The organism is Pseudomonas sp. NPDC089918 (genome assembly GCF_050280605.1).
GTDB lineage: Bacteria > Pseudomonadota > Gammaproteobacteria > Pseudomonadales > Pseudomonadaceae > Aquipseudomonas.
Map to the genome: position 1 here is coordinate 78,646 of NZ_JBNNVP010000026.1, position 18,943 is coordinate 97,588.

The following is an 18,943-nucleotide window of genomic DNA, read 5'->3' on the forward strand; positions in this document are numbered from 1 at the left end:
GTTTATCAGGGCTGATGGAGTCGTGATGATAACAATATGCGGCTTAATCACGGCTGAACGTCGGCAAATTGCCCTCCATTTCGACCATCCGCCTGTCACCGCTGTTAGTCCCGGGACGCGACAGCTATAATCTGCCGCTTTACTCTTTACCAAGACCTTAGCAAAGACCATTGCAGACCATGACTGAGTCCGTTCTTGACTATATGACCCGCTTGGGTCGCGCCGCCCGCGAAGCTTCCCGCGTGATCGGCCGTGCCAGCACCGCGCAGAAAAACCGCGCCTTGCAGGCGGCTGCCAATGCGCTGGACGCTGCACGCGCCGAACTGACGGCTGCCAACGAACTGGATTTGACCACCGGCCGCGCCAACGGTCTTGAGCCTGCTCTGCTGGAACGCCTGGCGCTGACCCCGGAGCGCATCGACGGCATGATCGTCGGTTTGCGTCAGGTCGCGGCACTGCCGGACCCGGTGGGTGCGATCCGCGACATGAGTTATCGCCCGTCTGGTATCCAGGTCGGCAAGATGCGCGTGCCATTGGGCGTGATCGGGATCATCTACGAGTCTCGGCCGAACGTGACCATCGATGCCGCCAGCCTGTGCCTGAAGTCCGGCAATGCGACCATCCTGCGTGGCGGCTCCGAGGCGATTCATTCCAACCGTGCCATTGCCGCCTGCATCCAGCGCGGCCTGGCCGAGGCCGGTCTGCCGGCCGCCGTGGTGCAAGTGGTCGAAACCACCGACCGTGCGGCCGTCGGCGCGCTGATCACCATGCCGGAGTACGTCGATGTCATCGTGCCCCGTGGTGGCCGTGGCCTGATCGAACGGGTCAGTCGCGATGCCCGCGTGCCCGTCATCAAGCACCTGGACGGCATCTGTCACGTCTACGTCAGTGCCCACGCCGATCTGCCGAAAGCCCAGCGCATTGCGTTCAATGCCAAGACTTACCGTTACGGTATCTGTGGCGCCATGGAAACCCTGCTGGTGGATCAGGCAGTCGCCAATGAGTTCCTGCCGTCGATGGCTGCCCAGTTCCGCGAAAAAGGCGTCGAACTGCGCGGTTGCGAGCGCACCCGGGCAATCATCGAGGCCGTTGCGGCCACTGGAGAAGACTGGCACACCGAATATCTGGCGCCGATCCTCTCGATCCGCGTGGTCGACGGTCTGGATCAGGCCATCGAGCACATTAACAAGTACGGCTCCCATCACACCGATTCGATCGTCAGCGAAAACCTGGCCGACACCCGGCGTTTCGTGGCTGAAGTCGATTCGTCTTCGGTAATGATCAATACGCCGACGTGCTTTGCCGATGGCTTCGAATACGGATTGGGTGCCGAGATTGGCATTTCTACTGATAAGCTGCACGCCCGCGGCCCGGTGGGCCTCGAAGGGCTGACCTGCGAGAAGTACATCGTGGTCGGTGACGGTCAGTTGCGCGGCCAGGAGTCGCTCTGACTTGGGCGACTTCGACCCGTCAGCCCAAGTGACCGCCAGCGAGTCCCAGCCTCGACGCATTGGCGTGTTGGGCGGGACCTTCGACCCGGTGCACATCGGCCATTTGCGCGGTGCATTGGAAGTCGCCGAATCGCTGGCGCTCGATGAATTGCGTCTGACACCCAGTGCCAGGCCGCCTCATCGCGGTACGCCGCAGGTGTCGGCGAAGGACCGTCTGGCGATGGTCAAGTGCGCGGTGGCCGGTGTGCCACCGTTGGTAGTGGACGCCCGCGAATTGCAGCGGGACAAACCGTCCTACACCATCGACACCCTGGAACTGATGCGCGCCGAACTGGCCGCCTCAGACCAGGTTTTTCTACTTTTGGGCTGGGACGCATTTTGCGGCCTGCCCACTTGGCACCGCTGGGAAGAGTTGCTCCAGCATTGCCACATCCTGGTGCTGCAACGCCCGGATGCCGACAGCGAACCGCCGGATGCCTTGCGCAACCTGCTGGCAGCGCGCTCGGTGAGCGACCCGCTGGCCCTCAAAGGGCCGAGCGGACAGATTGCATTCGTCTGGCAGACGCCGCTCGCGGTATCCGCCACCCAGATCCGTCAACTGCTGGCCAGCGGTAAGTCGGTACGTTTCCTGGTGCCCGACGCGGTCCTGGCCTACATCGATGCGCACGGGCTTTACCGTGCGTCGAACTGAAAAAGGGCGCGCTTCAAGGCACGTGAATGCGTGTATCGAAGCGCCCGAACACACGAGCAAAACGAGTTTTATATGACTGACAAAGACGTAAACAAAGTAAAGCGCAAGGGCACGTTCAAGAGCGCTCCGCTGCCAGTAGTGGCCAATACCGGCCCGGAACTGCGCGGCGAAGAGCTGGTCAAGGTTGCCGTAGCGGCCCTGGAAGACGTCAAGGCCCAGGATGTTCTGGTGATCGACGTTCGTGAAAAGCAGAGCATCACTGATTTCATGATCATCGCTACCGGTACTTCCAACCGCCAGATCGGCGCGATGCTGGATAAGGTCCGCGAGGCGGTCAAGGCTCAGGGCGTCAAGCCGTTGGGTGAAGAAGGCAAGGGCGACAGCGACTGGGTGCTGCTGGATATGGACGACGTCATTGTGCACATGATGACTGCCAGCGCTCGCCAGTTCTATGACCTGGAGCGTTTGTGGCAGGGTGCCGAGCAGAGCCGTGCCGGCAGCGCCGCGCACCACAGCCCGGAAAACACCCATGAGCATTTCATCAAGCTCAACAAAGACCAGCAATAAGGGACCGCTGTGCGACTGCGACTGATCGCCGTCGGTTCACGCATGCCCAAATGGGTGGAAGAAGGCTGGCATGAATATGCCAAGCGTCTTCCGTCCGAGCAGGCGCTGGAACTGGTGGAAATTCCGCTCAACACTCGCGGCAAGAACGCCGACGTGGCGCGCTTTATCCGTCAGGAAGGCGAAGCCATGCTGGCCAAGGTCGGGCCGAATGAGCGCATTGTCACCCTCGAAGTCCACGGCAAGCCCTGGAGCACCGAGCAACTGGCGGTTGAGCTCGATCGCTGGCGGCTGGACTCGCGCACGGTGAATTTCATGGTCGGCGGCCCCGAAGGGCTGGCGCCGGAAGTCTGTGCCCGGGCGGATCAACGCTGGTCGTTGTCACCGTTGACGTTGCCGCACCCGCTGGTGCGGATTCTGATCGGCGAACAGCTGTATCGTGCCTGGACAGTGTTGTCCGGCCACCCTTACCACAAGTAGTTCTGCCCTCATGCCCCAGCCGATCCGTATCAAGGACCACGAAAAAGACGCCCGTCTGGTGCGTGGCCGCGTCGTGTTCGGGGCCATTGCAGTGGTGGCGCTGATTGGCGTGCTGATCGCGCGGCTGTATTTCCTTCAGGTGATCCAGTACGAGTACCACTCGACCCTGTCGGAAAACAACCGCGTCCACGTACAGCCGATTCCGCCGACTCGCGGATTGATCTTCGACCGCAATGGCGTGGTGGTGGCCGATAACCGGCCCAGCTTCAGCCTGAGCATGACCCGCGAACGCTCCGGTGACTGGCAGCAAGTGCTCGACGTGATCGTTGAAGTGCTGGAGCTGACGCCCGAGGACCGGGTGATTTTCGAGAAGCGCATGCGTCAGGGGCGCCGACCGTTTGAGCCGGTGCCAATCCTGTTCGAACTGAGCGAAGAGCAGATCGCCCGCATCGCGGTGAACCAGTTCCGCCTGCCTGGTGTGGAAGTGGTCGCGCAGCTGGTGCGGCATTACCCGCAGGGCGCGCACTTTGCGCACTCGGTGGGTTACATGGGTCGGATCAACGAGAAAGAGCTCAAGACGCTCGATCCGGTGAGTTACAGCGGCACCCATCAAATTGGTAAAACCGGCATCGAGCGGTTTTACGAGCCCGAGCTGCACGGTCAGGTCGGTTACGAAGAAGTCGAGACCAACGCCCGTGGCCGCGTGTTGCGGGTGCTCAAACGTACCGAGCCGATTTCCGGCAAGGACATCGTCCTGAGCCTGGACATCAAATTGCAGGAAGCCGCCGAAGCCGCGCTCGGCGGTCGTCGTGGCGCGGTAGTGGCGCTGGACCCGAAAACCGGCGAAGTCCTGGCGATGGTCAGTCAGCCGAGTTTTGACCCGAACCTGTTCGTCACCGGCATCAGTTTCAAAGCCTATTCCGAGTTGCGCGATTCCATCGACCGGCCATTGTTCAACCGCGTGTTGCGCGGTCTGTACCCGCCGGGCTCGACGATTAAACCGGCGGTGGCAATTGCCGGCCTGGATGCGGGCGTGGTCACCGCATCGACCCGGGTCTACGACCCCGGTTACTACCAACTGCCCAATTACGATCACAAATACCGTAACTGGAACCGTACCGGCGACGGTTACGTGGATCTGGACACGGCGATCATGCGGTCCAACGACACCTACTTCTATGACCTGGCGCACAAGCTGGGGATTGATCGGTTGTCGGCTTACATGAGCAAATTCGGTATTGGTCAGAAGGTCTCTCTCGACATGTTCGAAGAGTCGCCGGGGTTGATGCCGACCCGGGAATGGAAGCGCGCAACCCGTCGTCAGGCCTGGTACCCGGGCGAAACGCTGATTCTCGGGATCGGTCAGGGCTACATGCAGTCCACTCCGTTGCAGTTGGCGCAGGCCACGGCGCTGGTGGCCAACAAGGGTGTGTGGAATCGTCCGCATTTGGCCAAGACCCTCGAAGGTGCGAAGCCGGTGGACGAAAATCCGATGCCGGACATCATTTTGCGCGACCCGTCGGACTGGACCAAGGTCAACCACGGCATGCAGCAGGTGATGCACGGTGCCCGCGGTACGGCGCGCAAGGCATCCATCGGTGCTCAATACCGGATTGCCGGCAAAAGTGGTACGGCCCAGGTGGTCGCGATCAAGCAGGGCGAAAAGTACGACCGCTCCAAGGTTCAGGAGCGTCACCGCGACCACGCCTTGTTTGTCGGCTTCGCGCCGGCCGACAACCCGCAAATCGTGGTGTCGGTGATGGTCGAGAACGGCGAGTCCGGTTCCGGCGTCGCCGCGCCAGTGGTGCGTCAAGTCATGGACGCCTGGCTCCTGGACCAGGACGGCCGACTGAAAGCCGAATACGCCAGCCCTATCAGTGCGGAGGCTACGGCCCGTGAAGAGTAATTTCGATCGCATCCTCTCCAGCGAGGATGTGATGCGTCGCCGTGCGACGCTGTTGCAACGCATGCACATCGACGGCCCGTTGCTGATCCTGCTGTTGACCCTCGCGGCCGGCAGCCTGTTCGTGCTGTATTCGGCCAGCGGCAAAAGCTGGGATCTGCTGGCCAAGCAAGCCACCTCCTTCGGCATCGGCCTGGTGTCGATGATCGTCATCGCCCAGTTCGAGCCGCGTTTCATGGCCCGTTGGGTGCCGGTCGGTTATGTGATCGGCGTGCTGTTGCTGGTGGTGGTGGATGTCATGGGCCACAACGCCATGGGTGCCACGCGCTGGATCAACATTCCCGGGGTGATCCGCTTCCAGCCCTCGGAATTCATGAAGATCCTGATGCCGGCAACCATCGCCTGGTACCTGTCCAAGCGCACCTTGCCGCCGCAACTCAAGCATGTGGGCGTCAGTCTGTTTCTGATCGGGTTGCCGTTCATTCTGATCGTGCGTCAACCCGACCTCGGCACTTCGCTGCTTATTCTCGCCGGTGGCGCGTTCGTTCTGTTCATGGGCGGCCTGCGCTGGCGCTGGATTCTCAGCGTGATTGCCGCGGCGGTGCCGGTGGCGGTCGGCATGTGGTACTTCATCATGCACGACTACCAGAAGCAGCGAATCCTGACCTTCCTCGACCCAGAGAGCGATCCGTTGGGCACGGGCTGGAACATCATTCAGTCGAAAGCAGCCATCGGTTCCGGTGGCGTGTTCGGCAAAGGCTGGTTGCTTGGCACCCAGTCGCACCTGGACTTCCTGCCGGAAAGCCACACCGACTTCATTATTGCGGTGATGGGCGAAGAGTTCGGCCTGGTGGGCATCTGCGCATTGTTGCTGATTTACCTGTTGTTGATCGGTCGCGGGCTGGTGATTACCGCCCAGGCGCAGACATTGTTCGGCAAATTGCTCGCGGGCAGCCTGACCATGACGTTTTTTGTTTACGTTTTCGTCAACATCGGTATGGTCAGTGGCCTGTTGCCGGTTGTGGGGGTACCGTTGCCGTTCATTAGCTACGGAGGAACTTCGCTGGTGACGCTACTGTCAGCGTTTGGGGTTTTGATGTCGATCCATACCCATCGCAAGTGGATCGCACAGGTTTGAATAAGGTGAAGATTTCAATGCAAGTAATGCGTGGCTGGGCGACTCGATACGCACCGTGGGTCGGCCTGGTAAGCATCCTTGGTACCGCGCAGCAAGCGTGGGCCGGCGATTACGAAGGCTCACCGCAGGTGGCCGAGTTCGTCGGTGAAATGACCCGCGACTATGGCTTTGCCGGTGAACAGCTGATGGGCGTGTTCCGCGAAGCCGAGCGCAAACAGTCGATTCTGGACGCGATCTCCAAGCCCGCCGAACGGGTTAAACAGTGGAAAGAATATCGCCCGATGTTCATCACCGAGGCGCGCATCGCCCGTGGCGTGGACTTCTGGCGTCAGCACGAAGCGATCCTGGCTCGTGCCGAGCAGGAATACGGTGTGCCGGCGCAGGTCATCGTCTCGATCATCGGCGTGGAGACCTTCTTTGGTCGAAATACCGGCAATTTCCGGGTGATCGATGCCTTGTCCACCTTGGGTTTCGACTATCCTCCCCGTGCCGAATTCTTCCGCAAGGAGTTGCGTGAATTCCTGCTACTGGCCCGTGAAGAGCAGGTCGATCCGTTGACCCTCAAAGGCTCCTACGCCGGGGCCATGGGTTTGCCGCAATTCATGCCAAGCAGTTTTCGCGCCTATGCGGTGGATTTCGACGGCGACGGCCACATTAATATCTGGACCAACCCGGATGATGCCATCGGCAGCGTCGCCAGTTATTTCAAGCGTCACGGCTGGGTCGCCGGCGAACCTGTGGTCAGCCGCGCCGATGTGCGCGGCGATCAGGTAGATGAAGGTTTGACCGCAGGTATCGAGCCGACGAAAACTGTCGGGGAGTTGCGGGCGCTGGGCTGGTCGAGTCATGATGCGCTGCGCGATGATATGCCGGTCACGGCTTTCCGCCTGGAAGGTGACAATGGCCCTGAATACTGGATGGGCCTGACGAATTTTTACGCAATCACGCGTTATAACCGCAGCGTGATGTACGCCATGGCCGTACATCAACTGTCTGAACAGCTGGTCCAAGCACGGGGCGTCAAGTAATGCGGGCATTGCCTATGAATAAACCCCTGAAGCTCATGGCGTTCGCCGCGTTGACGGTTCTGGTCGCCAGTTGTTCGACCAGTCGCGCGCCGGCTCAGAAGTCCCCGACCGCCGTTCGTTCGGCACCTGGCCTGGATATCAACCGGGCTCACAAGGATGGCGCACCCTGGTGGGACGTCGACGTAACACGTATTCCAGATGCCACGCCGACCCTGCACAGCGGTCCTTATAAAGCCAACCCGTACACGGTGCTGGGCAAGACTTATTTCCCGATGCAAGAATCCAGGACCTACGTGGCGTCGGGCACTGCGTCCTGGTACGGCACCAAATTCCATGGCCAGAACACCGCCAACGGCGAAGTGTATGACCTGTACGGCATGAGCGCAGCGCACAAGACCCTGCCACTGCCAAGTTACGTTCGGGTGACTAACCTGGACAACAACAAGACGGTCATCCTGCGGGTCAACGACCGCGGGCCGTTCTATTCGGACCGGATCATCGACTTGTCCTACGCGGCCGCCAAGAAACTCGGCTATGCCGAAACCGGTACGGCGCGGGTCAAGGTCGAAGGCATCGACCCGCAGCAATGGTGGGCAGCCAAAGGTCGCCCGGCGCCTTTAATGCTTAACGAGCCGAAAGTCGCACAAAATAGCGCGCCGGTGATGACGGCATCGGCCGGCACCGTCGAGCAATGGACCCCACCGCCGCAGCAACACGCCGCGGCCGTAGTGCCCGTGCAGATCGATGCAAAAAAAAACGCTTCTGTACCAGCCTCTGGCCAGTATCTGCAGGTGGGCGCGTTCGCCAACCCGGACGCTGCAGAACTCCTGAGATCGAAGCTCAGCGGGATGGTGAGCGCTCCGGTGTTCATCAGCTCGATCGTGCGTAACCAACAGACACTGCATCGGGTGCGCCTGGGGCCGATCGGCTCGCCGGGTGAAATCCAGCAAGTGCAAAACAGCGTGCGGCTGGCCAATCTCGGTTCGCCGAGCCTGGTCAGCGCCGAGTAACACGTAGTACTTGATTGACGGTTCGCTTGCGGTTTGGGGGGCGAACCGGGTTGTTGGCTCGTTGAAGAACAAAAGCCCGGCAAGGGTTGCAGAGTGAGCAACTGAACACGCGACAACTTTTTAGAGAGTTGTCTGATTAGTTTTGCCCTAGGGCAGTTTCCATTAGCGATTTCGAGAGACGGATGAACATCACCACCTTTGCCAAACGCCTGTGCCTGCTAGTCCCGCTGCTTCTCTCACCCGCGGCTTTCGCGGCCGAGATAATGCCGTCGCCACCGCAACTGGCCGCCAAAGCCTACGTACTCATGGACGCCAGCAGTGGCAACGTGCTGGTAGAGAACAATGGTGACCAGCGTCTGCCACCGGCCAGCCTGACCAAGCTGATGACCGCTTACATCGCGACCCTGGAAATCCGTCGTGGCCAGATCGGCGAAAACGATCCGGTGACCGTCAGCGAGAACGCCTGGCGTACCGGCGGTTCGCGGATGTTCATCAAGGTGGGTTCGCAAGTCACCGTCAGTGATCTGCTGCACGGCATCATCATTCAGTCGGGTAACGACGCCAGTGTTGCGCTCTCCGAGCACATCGCCGGCAGCGAGGACGCGTTCGCCGACATGATGAACAAAACCGTGGCCGACCTGGGCATGACCAACAGCCACTTCATGAACCCGACCGGTCTGCCAAACCCTGAGCACTACTCGTCGGCTCACGACATGGCCGTGCTGGCTCGCGCGATCATCCACGAAGACCCGGCTCACTATGCGATCTACTCGCAGAAAGAGTTCTTCTGGAACGGCATCAAGCAACCTAACCGCAACCTGCTGCTATGGCGTGACAAGACCGTCGACGGTCTGAAAACCGGTCACACCGACGAAGCCGGCTACTGCATGGTGTCTTCGGCTGTACGTGATGGCATGCGCCTGATCGCCGTGGTGTTCGGCACCAACAGCGAAGTGGCCCGTGCTGCTGAAACCCAGAAGCTGCTGACTTACGGTTTCCGCTTCTTCGAAACCCAGACCTTCTATCAGAAAGGCGCCGAGCTGGCCCAGGCACCTGTCTGGAAAGGCACCACCAATCAAGTCAAGGCGGGCCTGGCTCAAGACCTGACCATGACCCTGCCAAAAGGCCAGCTGAAAAAGCTCGCCGCGAGCATGACCATGACCCCGCAACTGGTCGCGCCAATCGCCAAAGGCGATGTGATCGGTAAAGTCGAAGTGAAACTGGACGACAAAGTGGTGCACAGCGCCGACCTGATCGCTCTGGACGCGGTTGACGAGGGTGGTATCTTCCGCCGCATGTGGGATAGCATCCGTCTATTCTTCTACGGCTTGTTCAACTGAATTAGTGTGGACCTGCATGGCCCCGTTCCAATCCGGAGCAGGGCCATGTCCGTTGCCACGGCTTACGAGGCCGTTACGCCATGACAGAAACTGAAGTAAAGGCGCCAAAAATCGAATTCCCCTGCGCGGATTACCCGATCAAGGTAATCGGCGACACCGGCGTGGGTTTCAAGGACAAGATCATTGCGATCCTTGAGAAACACGCGACCGTTGACCACAACACCTTTGCCGAACGGCAGAGTACCAACGGCAAGTACACGACCATCCAGTTGCACATCATCGCCACCGGCCAGGAACAGCTGTACGACATCAACAGCGAGTTGCGGGCTACCGGTTTCGTGCACATGGTGCTGTGATGTCTGGCACGCTGGGCTTTCGCGAGCTCGGCCAGATGGCTTACGAGCCGGTCTGGCATGCCATGCAGCGCTTCACCAACGAACGCGGCAGTGATGCCGCCGACGAAGTCTGGCTGGTCGAGCACCCGCCGGTGTTCACTCAGGGTCAGGCTGGCAAGGCCGAGCATCTGCTGCTGCCGGGGGATATTCCGGTGGTGAAGGTCGACCGCGGTGGTCAGGTGACTTATCACGGTCCCGGCCAACTGGTGGCCTACCTGTTACTGGACGTGCGCAAGCTGGGGTTCGGCGTGCGTGATCTGGTCAGCCGCATGGAGCAATGCCTGATCGAGCTGCTGGCCAGCTACGGCGTGACCGCGGTGGCCAAGCCGGATGCGCCGGGTGTCTATGTCGATGGCGCGAAAATCGCTTCTCTGGGTCTGCGGATCCGCCACGGTTGCTCCTTTCATGGCCTGGCCTTGAACGTGGATATGAACCTGGAACCGTTTCGACGGATTTATCCCTGCGGCTACGCCGGGCTGGCAATGACCCAGCTGTGCGATCACGCAGGATCGATTGTATTTGCCGAGGTAAGTGCCCGGCTGCGCGCGCAGCTCGTCAAACACCTCGACTATGCTGAGCAGACGACCCTAACGGGCGGAATCGACTGATATGACTACTGATGCAGTGCAAACCATGATCCCGACGCTCGATGTCACCGAGCGTCCGGCCCCGCGTGCCAAGGTTGAAGCCGGCGTCAAGCTGCGCGGCGCCGAGAAGGTTGCACGCATCCCGGTGAAGATCATCCCGACCACTGAACTGCCGAAGAAACCCGACTGGATTCGCGTGCGCATCCCGGTTTCCCCGGAGGTCGACCGCATCAAGGCCCTGCTGCGTAAACACAAGCTGCACAGCGTGTGCGAAGAGGCGTCCTGCCCGAACCTGGGCGAGTGCTTCTCCGGTGGTACCGCGACCTTCATGATCATGGGTGACATCTGCACCCGTCGCTGCCCGTTCTGCGACGTTGGTCATGGTCGTCCGAAGCCACTGGACGTCAACGAGCCGGAAAGCCTGGCCATTGCCATCGCCGACCTGAAACTCAAGTACGTCGTAATCACCTCGGTAGACCGCGACGACCTGCGTGACGGCGGTGCCCAGCATTTTGCCGATTGCATCCGCGAAATCCGCAAACTGTCGCCGAACGTGCAGCTCGAAACCCTGGTCCCGGACTACCGTGGCCGCATGGACGTCGCGCTGGAAATCACCGCCGCCGAGCCGCCTGATGTGTTCAACCACAACCTGGAAACCGTGCCGCGCCTGTACAAGGCTGCGCGTCCGGGTTCGGATTACCAGTGGTCGCTGACCCTGCTGCAACGCTTCAAGCAGATGATGCCGCACATTCCGACCAAGTCCGGTTTGATGCTGGGCCTGGGCGAAACCGACGAAGAAGTCATCGAAGTCATGAAGCGCATGCGCGAACACGACATCGACATGCTGACCCTGGGCCAGTACCTGCAACCGTCCCGCAGCCACTTGCCGGTCCAGCGCTTCGTACACCCGGACACCTTCGCCTGGTTCGCCGAGGAAGGTTACAAGATGGGCTTCAAGAACGTTGCTTCCGGGCCGCTGGTACGCTCCTCGTACCACGCTGACGAGCAGGCGAAACTGGTCAAGGCCGAGCTGATGTCGTCCTGATCCCGTTTTGAGAGCAAAAAAGGCCCGCAAGGCTTCCAGGCCTTGCGGGCCTTTTTTTAGCAGTGCTCACGGCGATTACAGTCTTTTCCTGCAAACCGTGGTGCGATTGACCCTCTTCTGTTTATTCCCGTTCCTGACTACTGTGTGCTGAAGCGTTCACAGGGAGAATCATGGATGACTGCTCGACCGACCCACACCCTTTGTCCACATGCCCCCGTTCCGGCCTTGCCGCTTACAGGGCTGATTGGCGTGATCGCGCCCGCCGGCCCCGCAGCGCTGGACACCGATAAAGCCATCGGCTGGATGCGCGCTCGCGGCTATTCGCTGCGCGTGTTTCCCGGCGTTTATGAGCAAGAGGGTTATCTGGCTGGCAGTGATGATGTGCGGCTCAATGACTTGCATGGCGCATTCGCCGACAGCGAGGTCGATGCCATCATCTGTCTGCGTGGCGGTTACGGTACACCGCGTTTGCTTGATCGCATCGATTTCGAATTACTGCGCAACAACGCCAAGCCCTTTATCGGCTACAGCGACGTTACTGCACTGCACTCGGCCATCAGTCGTTATGCCGGGTTCGTGACCTTCCATGGCCCGATGCTCAACGCTGACCTGCTGGGTGACAAGCAGCAACCCACCGAGTTCTCGTTTTTCAACATGCTGCGCGGGCAGGTGAAGGCGGGCAGTGTGCTTTCTCACCCGGTGGCCTGGCCGTTGACCACAATCGAGCCCGGCATCGCTCACGGGCGTTTGCTGGGGGGCAATCTGTCGATGATCGCCGCGACCATGGGCACGCCTTACGAGATCGATGCCGAGGGCGTCATCCTGTTCATCGAAGACATCAACGAGCCGCTGTATCGCATCGACCGGCTGCTGACGCATTTGCGTCTGGCCGGCACGTTGCACAAGCTGCGTGGGGTTCTGGTGGGGGATGTGGCTGGGGTTGATGCGATTGCGCTGGAGAAGTTGCTCAAGCAGACCTTTGCGCCGTTGCGCATCCCCGTGCTGGCCGGATGGCGTAGCGGGCATTGTGATCCGAATCTGACGCTGCCGATGGGTGCGCTGGTCAGGCTGGATGCGGGGGAAAAGGCGTTGGTGTTGGAGCAGGATGTGGTGATCAAGGCTTAGGAATTCATCGCCTGACAGTCAGTCTTGGCGAGCAAGCCCGCTCCCACATTCGACCGCGTTTTCATCAAAGAACTCGGTCAACTGTGGGAGCGGGCTCGCTCGCGAAAGCGGTATCAGCCGTTCGTCTTACTATCGGCTACGCAACCCTTCCAGCAACTTGTGCGTCGGATAACCATCCGCCGGCCAGCCAAACGACTGCTGCGCGCTGCGGATCGCTTTGCGGGTATTGGCGCCGATAATCCCGTCGGCGGTCCCTGCGTCGTAGTTCTGGGCGCTCAGCAGGTTTTGCAGCTCGATTCGCTCGGTACGGCTCAGCGGCAAGTCATCTTTTGGCCATAGACCGCTGATCAAACCGCCACCATTGAAGCGCTCGGACAGCAGACTCACGGCCAAGGCGTAGGACGAAGAGTTGTTGTACTTGAGAATCGCGCGGAAGTTATCGAGGACCAGGAACGCCGGGCCGCGATAGCCTGCCGGCAACAACAGGGCGGCCGACAGGTGTTCGGAGCCTGCCGGAACCTGGCCGCCATTGGGCAGGGTTACCCCCAGTTGTAGCCACTCGGCCACGCTCTTGCGAATCGCGCCATCGGCCAGGACGTAATTGAAGCCGCTCGCCAGTTGTACTTCGAAGCCCCAGGGCTGACCTTTCTGCCAGCCGGAGCTTTGCAGGTAGTGCGCGGTCGAGGCCAATGCATCAGCAGAGCTGTTCCAGATGTCGCGGCGGCCATCACCGTCGAAGTCTACGGCGTGGGTGTTGTAGGTGGTCGGAATGAACTGGGTCTGGCCCATGGCGCCTGCCCAGGAGCCGAGCATTTTCTCGGGGGCGATATCGCCCTGTTGCAGGATTTGCAAGGCTGCGATCAGTTGCGCGTGAGCAAAGCCCGGACGTCGACCTTCATAAGCCAGGGTCGCCAGGGAGTTGATCACCGACTTGCTGCCCTGGAACTGACCAAAGTTACTTTCCATGCCCCACACCGCGACCAGAGCCTGACGGTCGACGCCGTAGCGCTGTTCGATGCTTTGCAGGATGTCGGCGTGTTCGCCGACAAGCGCCTGACCTTTGCGCACCCGTAGCGGCGACAGCGCGCCATCGAGGTACTCCCACACCGGGCGAGTAAATTCCGGTTGGCTGCGATCGGCACGGATCACGCTGTCGTCCACGCTGACATTGGCAAAAGCACGATCGAACAGGTCGGCGCGAATGCCGGCGGCGAGGGCGTCTTTACGGAAACCCGCCTGCCATTCGGCAAAGGTCTGGGTAGGCTGGATGTCGAGATTTTCACCGGTTGGAACCACCGGCGGAATGATCGCAGGGGCCGTCGCAACGGTGCGGGTCTGAAGCGGTTGGGCGTCGGCAGCGGTGGGTTTTTCCGCGCAGGCGACAAGCAGTACGAGGCTGGAGGCAGCTATCAGTTGGCGAAGAGGCCAACGACGGGAAATACAAAGGGGCATGCACAGGTCCAGAGGATACGAATCAGGTGCAGACCTTAACATGTTGAGCGATGGCTTGCCTTTCAGGCCGCCAGAAAGTAAGAAGCCTCCCAGCTGTTAGACTGGAAGGCTTCGCGGCGGTAGCTGCCTTTGCCCTTGCCGGCTCGTTCCTGACGGCTACGGAACAGTGGCTGGGCGACGATGGATTTGGCCTTGTTGGGGCCATGTTTAGATGGCTTTTTGCTCATGATGGTCTCTCGCAAGTGAGTGGGTTTTGCGGGGGGGATAATCTGCCGAAGCAAGGGTTCTGTCTAGTCCCTACGTTGTGTAGGACCTTTCGGCATTCTTTGTAGTGAGGTTGGTTTTTGTGGCGAGGGGGCTTGCCCCCGTTGGGCTGCGAAGCAGCCCCAAAACCGGCTGTGGAGGTACAACAGGTAAAGCGCGGTGATCGGATTTACGACTGCTGCGCAGCCGGACGGGGGCAAGCCCCCTCGCCACAAAAAACATTACTCGGCCGGCAACGACAATCTCTGCCCGGCCATCAACAGCGTCAACCGACTAAGGCTCATCCATGGCGAACCCGCCGCCTGGCCTTTGATTTGTGCATCGATGCGCTGGGCTTCGAGCAACAACTGCGCCCAGCGTTGTGCCGAATAGCGTTGCAGCGCTTTGCTCATCAACGGTTTGCGTTTGTCCCAGATTGGCGGTCGGGCCTGGCTGAAAGCTTTGTCGAGCGGCACGCCTTGGCTGTATTGCAGCGACAGGTTGGCCAGCAGACGCAGTTCTCGGGCCAGCGCCCAGAGGATCACCGGCGGTTCGACGCCTTCGCCGCGCAACCCTTCGAGCATGCGCAGGGCGTGAGCAGCTTCGCCATTGAGAATTGCATCGGTCAGGCCGAAGACATCGAAACGGGCGCTGTCGGCTACTGCCGCTTGCACGGTTTCGACAGTGATCTGCCCACCCTCTGCCATCAGCTTGAGCTTTTCGATTTCCTGGGCGGCAGCCAGCAGGTTGCCCTCGACCCGAGCGGCAATCAGTTCGACAGCGTCCTGGCTGGCGGAAAGCCCGGCCTGGGACAGGCGTTGACGGATCCAGCTCGGCAACTGGTTGGTGTCTACGGGCCAGATCTGCACAAACTGGGTCTGCGGACCTTCGACCAGCGCCTTGCCCCACTTGGTCTTCTGCGCACTGCCGTCAAGCTTGGGCAGGCTGATCAGCAACACCGTGTCTTCGGCCGGGCGCGAGCAATACTCAATCAATGCCGCGGCGCCTTTGTCTCCGGGTTTGCCGGAGGGCAGACGCAGTTCCAGAAGACGTTTTTCGGCGAACAGCGACATGCTGGCGCCGGCCTGCAGCAGCGTACCCCAGTCGAAACTGGCGTCGGCGGCAAAGACCTGGCGTTCATCGAAACCTTGCTGGCGGGCAGCCGCGCGAATGGCGTCGGCGGCTTCCTGACACAGCAGTGGGTCATCGCCACTGATGACGTAGACCGGCGCGAGGGCACCTTGCAGGTGTTTACCGAGTTGGGCGGGGGCGAGTTTCATAAGAAGAGGCAAACGGGGCGCCTGAGCGCCCCGTAAGGCTTATTGCTGCGGCAGTTCGACAGGCGACTGACGCGGCGTCTGCGCTTCAGCCTTCTGCGCCGCTTCCAATGCGTCGGCTTCAGCCTTGGCCCTGGCATCAGCGGTCTGTTGCAGTTGTTCCAACTGCGTCGGGGTCATCTGTTGCAGGCGCAGCATCATGCGTTGAACCAGTTCACGACGCATTTCCTTGCGGGCATCGTTGGCTTCCTGGTCGGAACCCACCAGGTTGTTGCCGTCATGGATGAAGACTTTCTGCACTTCGAGCTTGTCGCTCAGCAGTGGCAGGTTGCTCTGACCCCGGATGTCATAGTTCAGCACCATGGTCATCTGGTACTCGCCAGTACGACCGGCGCCTGCGTAACTGAGGATGCGCTGGCTTTCCTGCTCATCGGTCAGCACCAGTTTGTGAGGTGCGCCGCTGTAGACCTTGACGCCACTGCTTTCCAGCACCTGACGCAATTGCGTCACGGTTTCGCCGTAGGCATTGCGGGCGCTCAGATCGAGTTCCTTGATCACCAGTTCAGTGGTGCCGGTGCCGCGCAGCTGGAAACCGCAGGCGCTCAGCAGGACTGCAAGGCCCATCACCAGCAAATTGCGTTTGATCATCTTGTTGCTCCCCTTGAAACCATGTGGGCCGGTCAAGCGGCCCGAAAGGTTTTACTCGGCGCCAGGCATGACCTGGCGCCCGATCCAATTTAGCTGGCGACGATATTGACCAGTTTCCCGGGCACTACGATCACTTTGCGAATAGTCAGGCCATCGACGAAGCGCAGGACGTTTTCGTTGGCCCGCGCGGCCGCTTCGACTTCTTCGCGGCTGGCGCTGGCCGGCATTTCGATGTGGCCGCGCAGCTTGCCGTTGACTTGAATGACAAGCTGCAGGCTGTCCTGTACCAGGGCACTTTCATCCAGCACCGGCCAACCGGCATCGATGACCGGATCGGCGTGACCCAGGCGATGCCACAGTTCGTGGCTGATGTGCGGGGTGATCGGAGCCAGCAGCAGGACTACGGTTTCCAGACCTTCGTGAATCAGTGCGCGATCCTGTTCGGTGCCTTGCGCGGCTTTTTCCAGCACGTTCATCAGCGTCATCACTTGGGCGATGGCGGTGTTGAATTTGTGGTTCTGGCCGACGTCGTGGCTGGCCTGCTTGATGGCCTGGTGGATCGAACGGCGAATGGCTTTCTGCTCGTCGTTCAGGCTGGCGACGTCCAGTTTGCCCGGCAGGCCCTGAGTGACGTGCGCTTGAGCCAGGCGCCAGACGCGCTTGAGGAAACGGTGCGAACCCTCTACGCCGGAGTCGGACCATTCCGCACTCATGTCTGGTGGCGAGGCGAACATCATGAACAGGCGGCAGGTGTCTGCGCCGAACTGGTCAATCATCGACTGTGGGTCGACGCCGTTGTTCTTTGACTTGGCCATCTTCTCGGTGCCACCGATTTCCACCGGCAGGCCGTCTGCGATCAGCTTGGCGCTAATGACCTTGGCCTTGCTGTCGCGTTCAAGTTCGACATCCGCCGGGTTGAACCACGTGTAGGCACCGTTGGCTTCGCGACGGTAGTAAGTCTCGGCGATCACCATGCCCTGAGTCAGCAGGTTCTTGAATGGCTCGTTGGAGCTCACCAGGCCTTCATCACGCATCAGCTTGTGGAAGAAGCGCGCATAAAGCAGGTGAAGAATGGCGTGTTCGATGCCACCGATGTACTGATCCACTGGCAACCAATGGTCGGCCGCCGCTTTTTCCACCAGACCACCTTCATAGTGTGGTGAGGCGTAGCGGGCGTAGTACCACGAGGACTCTACAAAGGTGTCCATGGTGTCGGTTTCACGCTTGGCTGCAGCGCCGCATTTCGGGCAGTTGCACTCGTAGAACTCGGGCATGCGCGCCAGTGGCGAACCGGCACCGTCCGGTACGACGTCTTCCGGCAGCACCACGGGCAGTTGATCTTCCGGGACCGGCACATCACCGCAGGTGTCGCAGTGGATGATCGGGATCGGGCAGCCCCAGTAGCGCTGGCGGCTGATGCCCCAGTCGCGCAGGCGGAACTGGGTGCGCGAGGCACCGAGGTTTTTCTTGATCAGCGCAACTTCAATGGCGTCGAACGCACCTGCGAAGTCGAGGCCGTCGAATTCGCCGGAGTTGATCAGCGTGCCGTGCTCGCCGTACGCATCCTGCCAAGGAGCCGGGTTGGTGTCACCGGAACTCGTGCGCACCACGGATTTGATCGGCAGGTTGTACTTGGTGGCGAACTCGAAATCACGTTCGTCGTGAGCCGGAACAGCCATGACCGCGCCATCGCCGTAATGCATCAGCACGTAGTTGGCGACCCACACCGGGAGTTTCTCACCGGTCAGCGGATGCTCGACGAACAGCGAGGTCGGCAGGCCTTTTTTCTCTTGAGTGGCGACGTCGGCTTCGGCAACGCTGCCGCCCTTGCATTCAGCGATGAACGCTTGCAGCTCAGGGTTGTTCTGCGCGGCCAGGGTCGCCAGATGGTGTTCGGCGGCCACCGCAACGTAGGTTGCGCCCATCAGGGTGTCCGGACGGGTGGTGAAGACTTTCAGCGCGCCGGTTTCACCGATGGAAGCGACGTCGTACGGGAACTGCACTTCCATGCCGCGGGATTTGCCGATCCAGTTGCGCTGCATGGTCTTGACCTGTTCAGGCCAGCCAGTCAGTTCGTCGAGGCTTTCCAGCAGCTCATCCGCATAAGCGGTGATCTTGAAGTAGTACATCGGGATTTCGCGCTTTTCGATCAGCGCGCCGGAACGCCAGCCGCGACCGTCGATCACTTGCTCGTTGGCCAGAACGGTCTGGTCGACCGGGTCCCAGTTCACAGTGCCGCTTTTTTTGTAAATCACGCCTTTTTCGAACAGGCGAGTGAACAGCCATTGTTCCCAGCGGTAGTAATCAGGCTTGCAGGTGGTCACTTCGCGCGACCAGTCCACCGCCAGGCCCAGGCTGCGCAGCTGGCTTTTCATGTAGGCGATGTTTTCGTAGGTCCACTTGGCGGGCGCTACGTTGTTCTTCATCGCGGCGTTTTCCGCCGGCATGCCGAAGGCGTCCCAACCCATGGGCCCGAACGGGCACCTGCAGTCGCTGGACCTGATCCCCACTCACTTGCGTGGCTTTCGCATTTGTTGCGCCGAAGGGGATGACCATCAATGGCTGC

At 60.5% G+C, this 18,943-nt stretch carries 17 protein-coding genes and 1 pseudogene; 13 read left to right on the plus strand and 5 right to left on the minus strand.

The features are described from left to right. Positions 1 to 179: 179 nt before the first annotated feature. From ACQKPC_RS18945 to ACQKPC_RS19005, 13 genes are all read left to right on the plus strand, one after another. The gene (locus ACQKPC_RS18945; protein WP_427625890.1) at positions 180 to 1,451 is read left to right on the plus strand and encodes a glutamate-5-semialdehyde dehydrogenase; all 1,272 of its coding nucleotides are present in this window, start codon (positions 180 to 182) and stop codon (positions 1,449 to 1,451) included. A gap of 1 nt (position 1,452) precedes the next feature. Further along, on the plus strand, positions 1,453 to 2,142 hold the full coding sequence (nadD, locus tag ACQKPC_RS18950; RefSeq protein ID WP_427625891.1) for a nicotinate-nucleotide adenylyltransferase: 690 nt from the start codon (positions 1,453 to 1,455) through the stop codon (positions 2,140 to 2,142). Positions 2,143 to 2,214: 72 nt separating this feature from the next. Next, positions 2,215 to 2,709: a ribosome silencing factor gene (gene rsfS / locus ACQKPC_RS18955; protein ID WP_038981377.1), complete on the plus strand. Its 495-nt coding sequence runs from the start codon at positions 2,215 to 2,217 to the stop codon at positions 2,707 to 2,709. Positions 2,710 to 2,718: 9 nt separating this feature from the next. After that, positions 2,719 to 3,186: a 23S rRNA (pseudouridine(1915)-N(3))-methyltransferase RlmH gene (rlmH, locus tag ACQKPC_RS18960; protein ID WP_427625892.1), complete on the plus strand. Its 468-nt coding sequence runs from the start codon at positions 2,719 to 2,721 to the stop codon at positions 3,184 to 3,186. A 10-nt stretch (positions 3,187 to 3,196) separates the two neighbouring features. Further along, positions 3,197 to 5,092, plus strand: a complete 1,896-nt coding sequence (gene mrdA / locus ACQKPC_RS18965) for a penicillin-binding protein 2 (RefSeq protein WP_008070114.1) — start codon at positions 3,197 to 3,199, stop codon at positions 5,090 to 5,092. 31 nt (positions 5,093 to 5,123) lie between these two features. Continuing rightward, positions 5,124 to 6,227 (plus strand): rod shape-determining protein RodA, encoded by a 1,104-nt coding sequence (gene rodA, locus ACQKPC_RS18970; protein WP_161990844.1) that lies wholly within the window; start codon positions 5,124 to 5,126, stop codon positions 6,225 to 6,227. 17 nt (positions 6,228 to 6,244) lie between these two features. Beyond that, on the plus strand, positions 6,245 to 7,255 hold the full coding sequence (gene mltB, locus ACQKPC_RS18975; RefSeq protein WP_427625893.1) for a lytic murein transglycosylase B: 1,011 nt from the start codon (positions 6,245 to 6,247) through the stop codon (positions 7,253 to 7,255). Then, a complete protein-coding gene (locus ACQKPC_RS18980) occupies positions 7,255 to 8,265 on the plus strand; it encodes a septal ring lytic transglycosylase RlpA family protein (protein WP_007894385.1) in 1,011 nt (336 codons plus the stop codon). Before mltB ends, ACQKPC_RS18980 begins: the two co-directional genes overlap by 1 nt. A 182-nt stretch (positions 8,266 to 8,447) precedes the next feature. Beyond that, positions 8,448 to 9,605: a D-alanyl-D-alanine carboxypeptidase family protein gene (locus tag ACQKPC_RS18985; protein WP_427625894.1), complete on the plus strand. Its 1,158-nt coding sequence runs from the start codon at positions 8,448 to 8,450 to the stop codon at positions 9,603 to 9,605. Positions 9,606 to 9,685: 80 nt separating this feature from the next. Beyond that, positions 9,686 to 9,961 (plus strand): DUF493 domain-containing protein, encoded by a 276-nt coding sequence (locus tag ACQKPC_RS18990; protein WP_007894389.1) that lies wholly within the window; start codon positions 9,686 to 9,688, stop codon positions 9,959 to 9,961. Continuing rightward, positions 9,961 to 10,608, plus strand: coding sequence for a lipoyl(octanoyl) transferase LipB (lipB, locus tag ACQKPC_RS18995; RefSeq protein ID WP_427625895.1), 648 nt, complete (start codon positions 9,961 to 9,963; stop codon positions 10,606 to 10,608). Before ACQKPC_RS18990 ends, lipB begins: the two co-directional genes overlap by 1 nt. A gap of 1 nt (position 10,609) precedes the next feature. Then, positions 10,610 to 11,632, plus strand: a complete 1,023-nt coding sequence (lipA, locus tag ACQKPC_RS19000) for a lipoyl synthase (protein ID WP_007946663.1) — start codon at positions 10,610 to 10,612, stop codon at positions 11,630 to 11,632. Between the two features lie 174 nt (positions 11,633 to 11,806). After that, the gene (locus ACQKPC_RS19005) at positions 11,807 to 12,757 is read left to right on the plus strand and encodes a S66 peptidase family protein (RefSeq protein WP_427625896.1); all 951 of its coding nucleotides are present in this window, start codon (positions 11,807 to 11,809) and stop codon (positions 12,755 to 12,757) included. A 129-nt stretch (positions 12,758 to 12,886) separates the two neighbouring features. Here ACQKPC_RS19005 and ACQKPC_RS19010 read toward each other — a convergent pair whose 3' ends face one another. From ACQKPC_RS19010 to leuS, 5 genes and pseudogenes are all read right to left on the minus strand, one after another. Continuing rightward, on the minus strand, positions 12,887 to 14,209 hold the full coding sequence (locus tag ACQKPC_RS19010) for a lytic murein transglycosylase (protein WP_427625897.1): 1,323 nt from the start codon (positions 14,207 to 14,209) through the stop codon (positions 12,887 to 12,889). Positions 14,210 to 14,271: 62 nt separating this feature from the next. Further along, positions 14,272 to 14,436, minus strand: a complete 165-nt coding sequence (gene arfA / locus ACQKPC_RS19015) for an alternative ribosome rescue factor ArfA (RefSeq protein ID WP_046069682.1) — start codon at positions 14,434 to 14,436, stop codon at positions 14,272 to 14,274. Between the two features lie 258 nt (positions 14,437 to 14,694). Next, a complete protein-coding gene (gene holA / locus ACQKPC_RS19020; protein WP_063342425.1) occupies positions 14,695 to 15,732 on the minus strand; it encodes a DNA polymerase III subunit delta in 1,038 nt (345 codons plus the stop codon). Between the two features lie 39 nt (positions 15,733 to 15,771). Then, on the minus strand, positions 15,772 to 16,377 hold the full coding sequence (gene lptE, locus ACQKPC_RS19025) for an LPS assembly lipoprotein LptE (RefSeq protein ID WP_427625898.1): 606 nt from the start codon (positions 16,375 to 16,377) through the stop codon (positions 15,772 to 15,774). An 89-nt stretch (positions 16,378 to 16,466) separates the two neighbouring features. Then, positions 16,467 to 18,848 (minus strand): annotated as a pseudogene (gene leuS / locus ACQKPC_RS19030) (leucine--tRNA ligase); the annotation flags it as partial. Between the last annotated feature and the right edge of the window lie 95 nt (positions 18,849 to 18,943).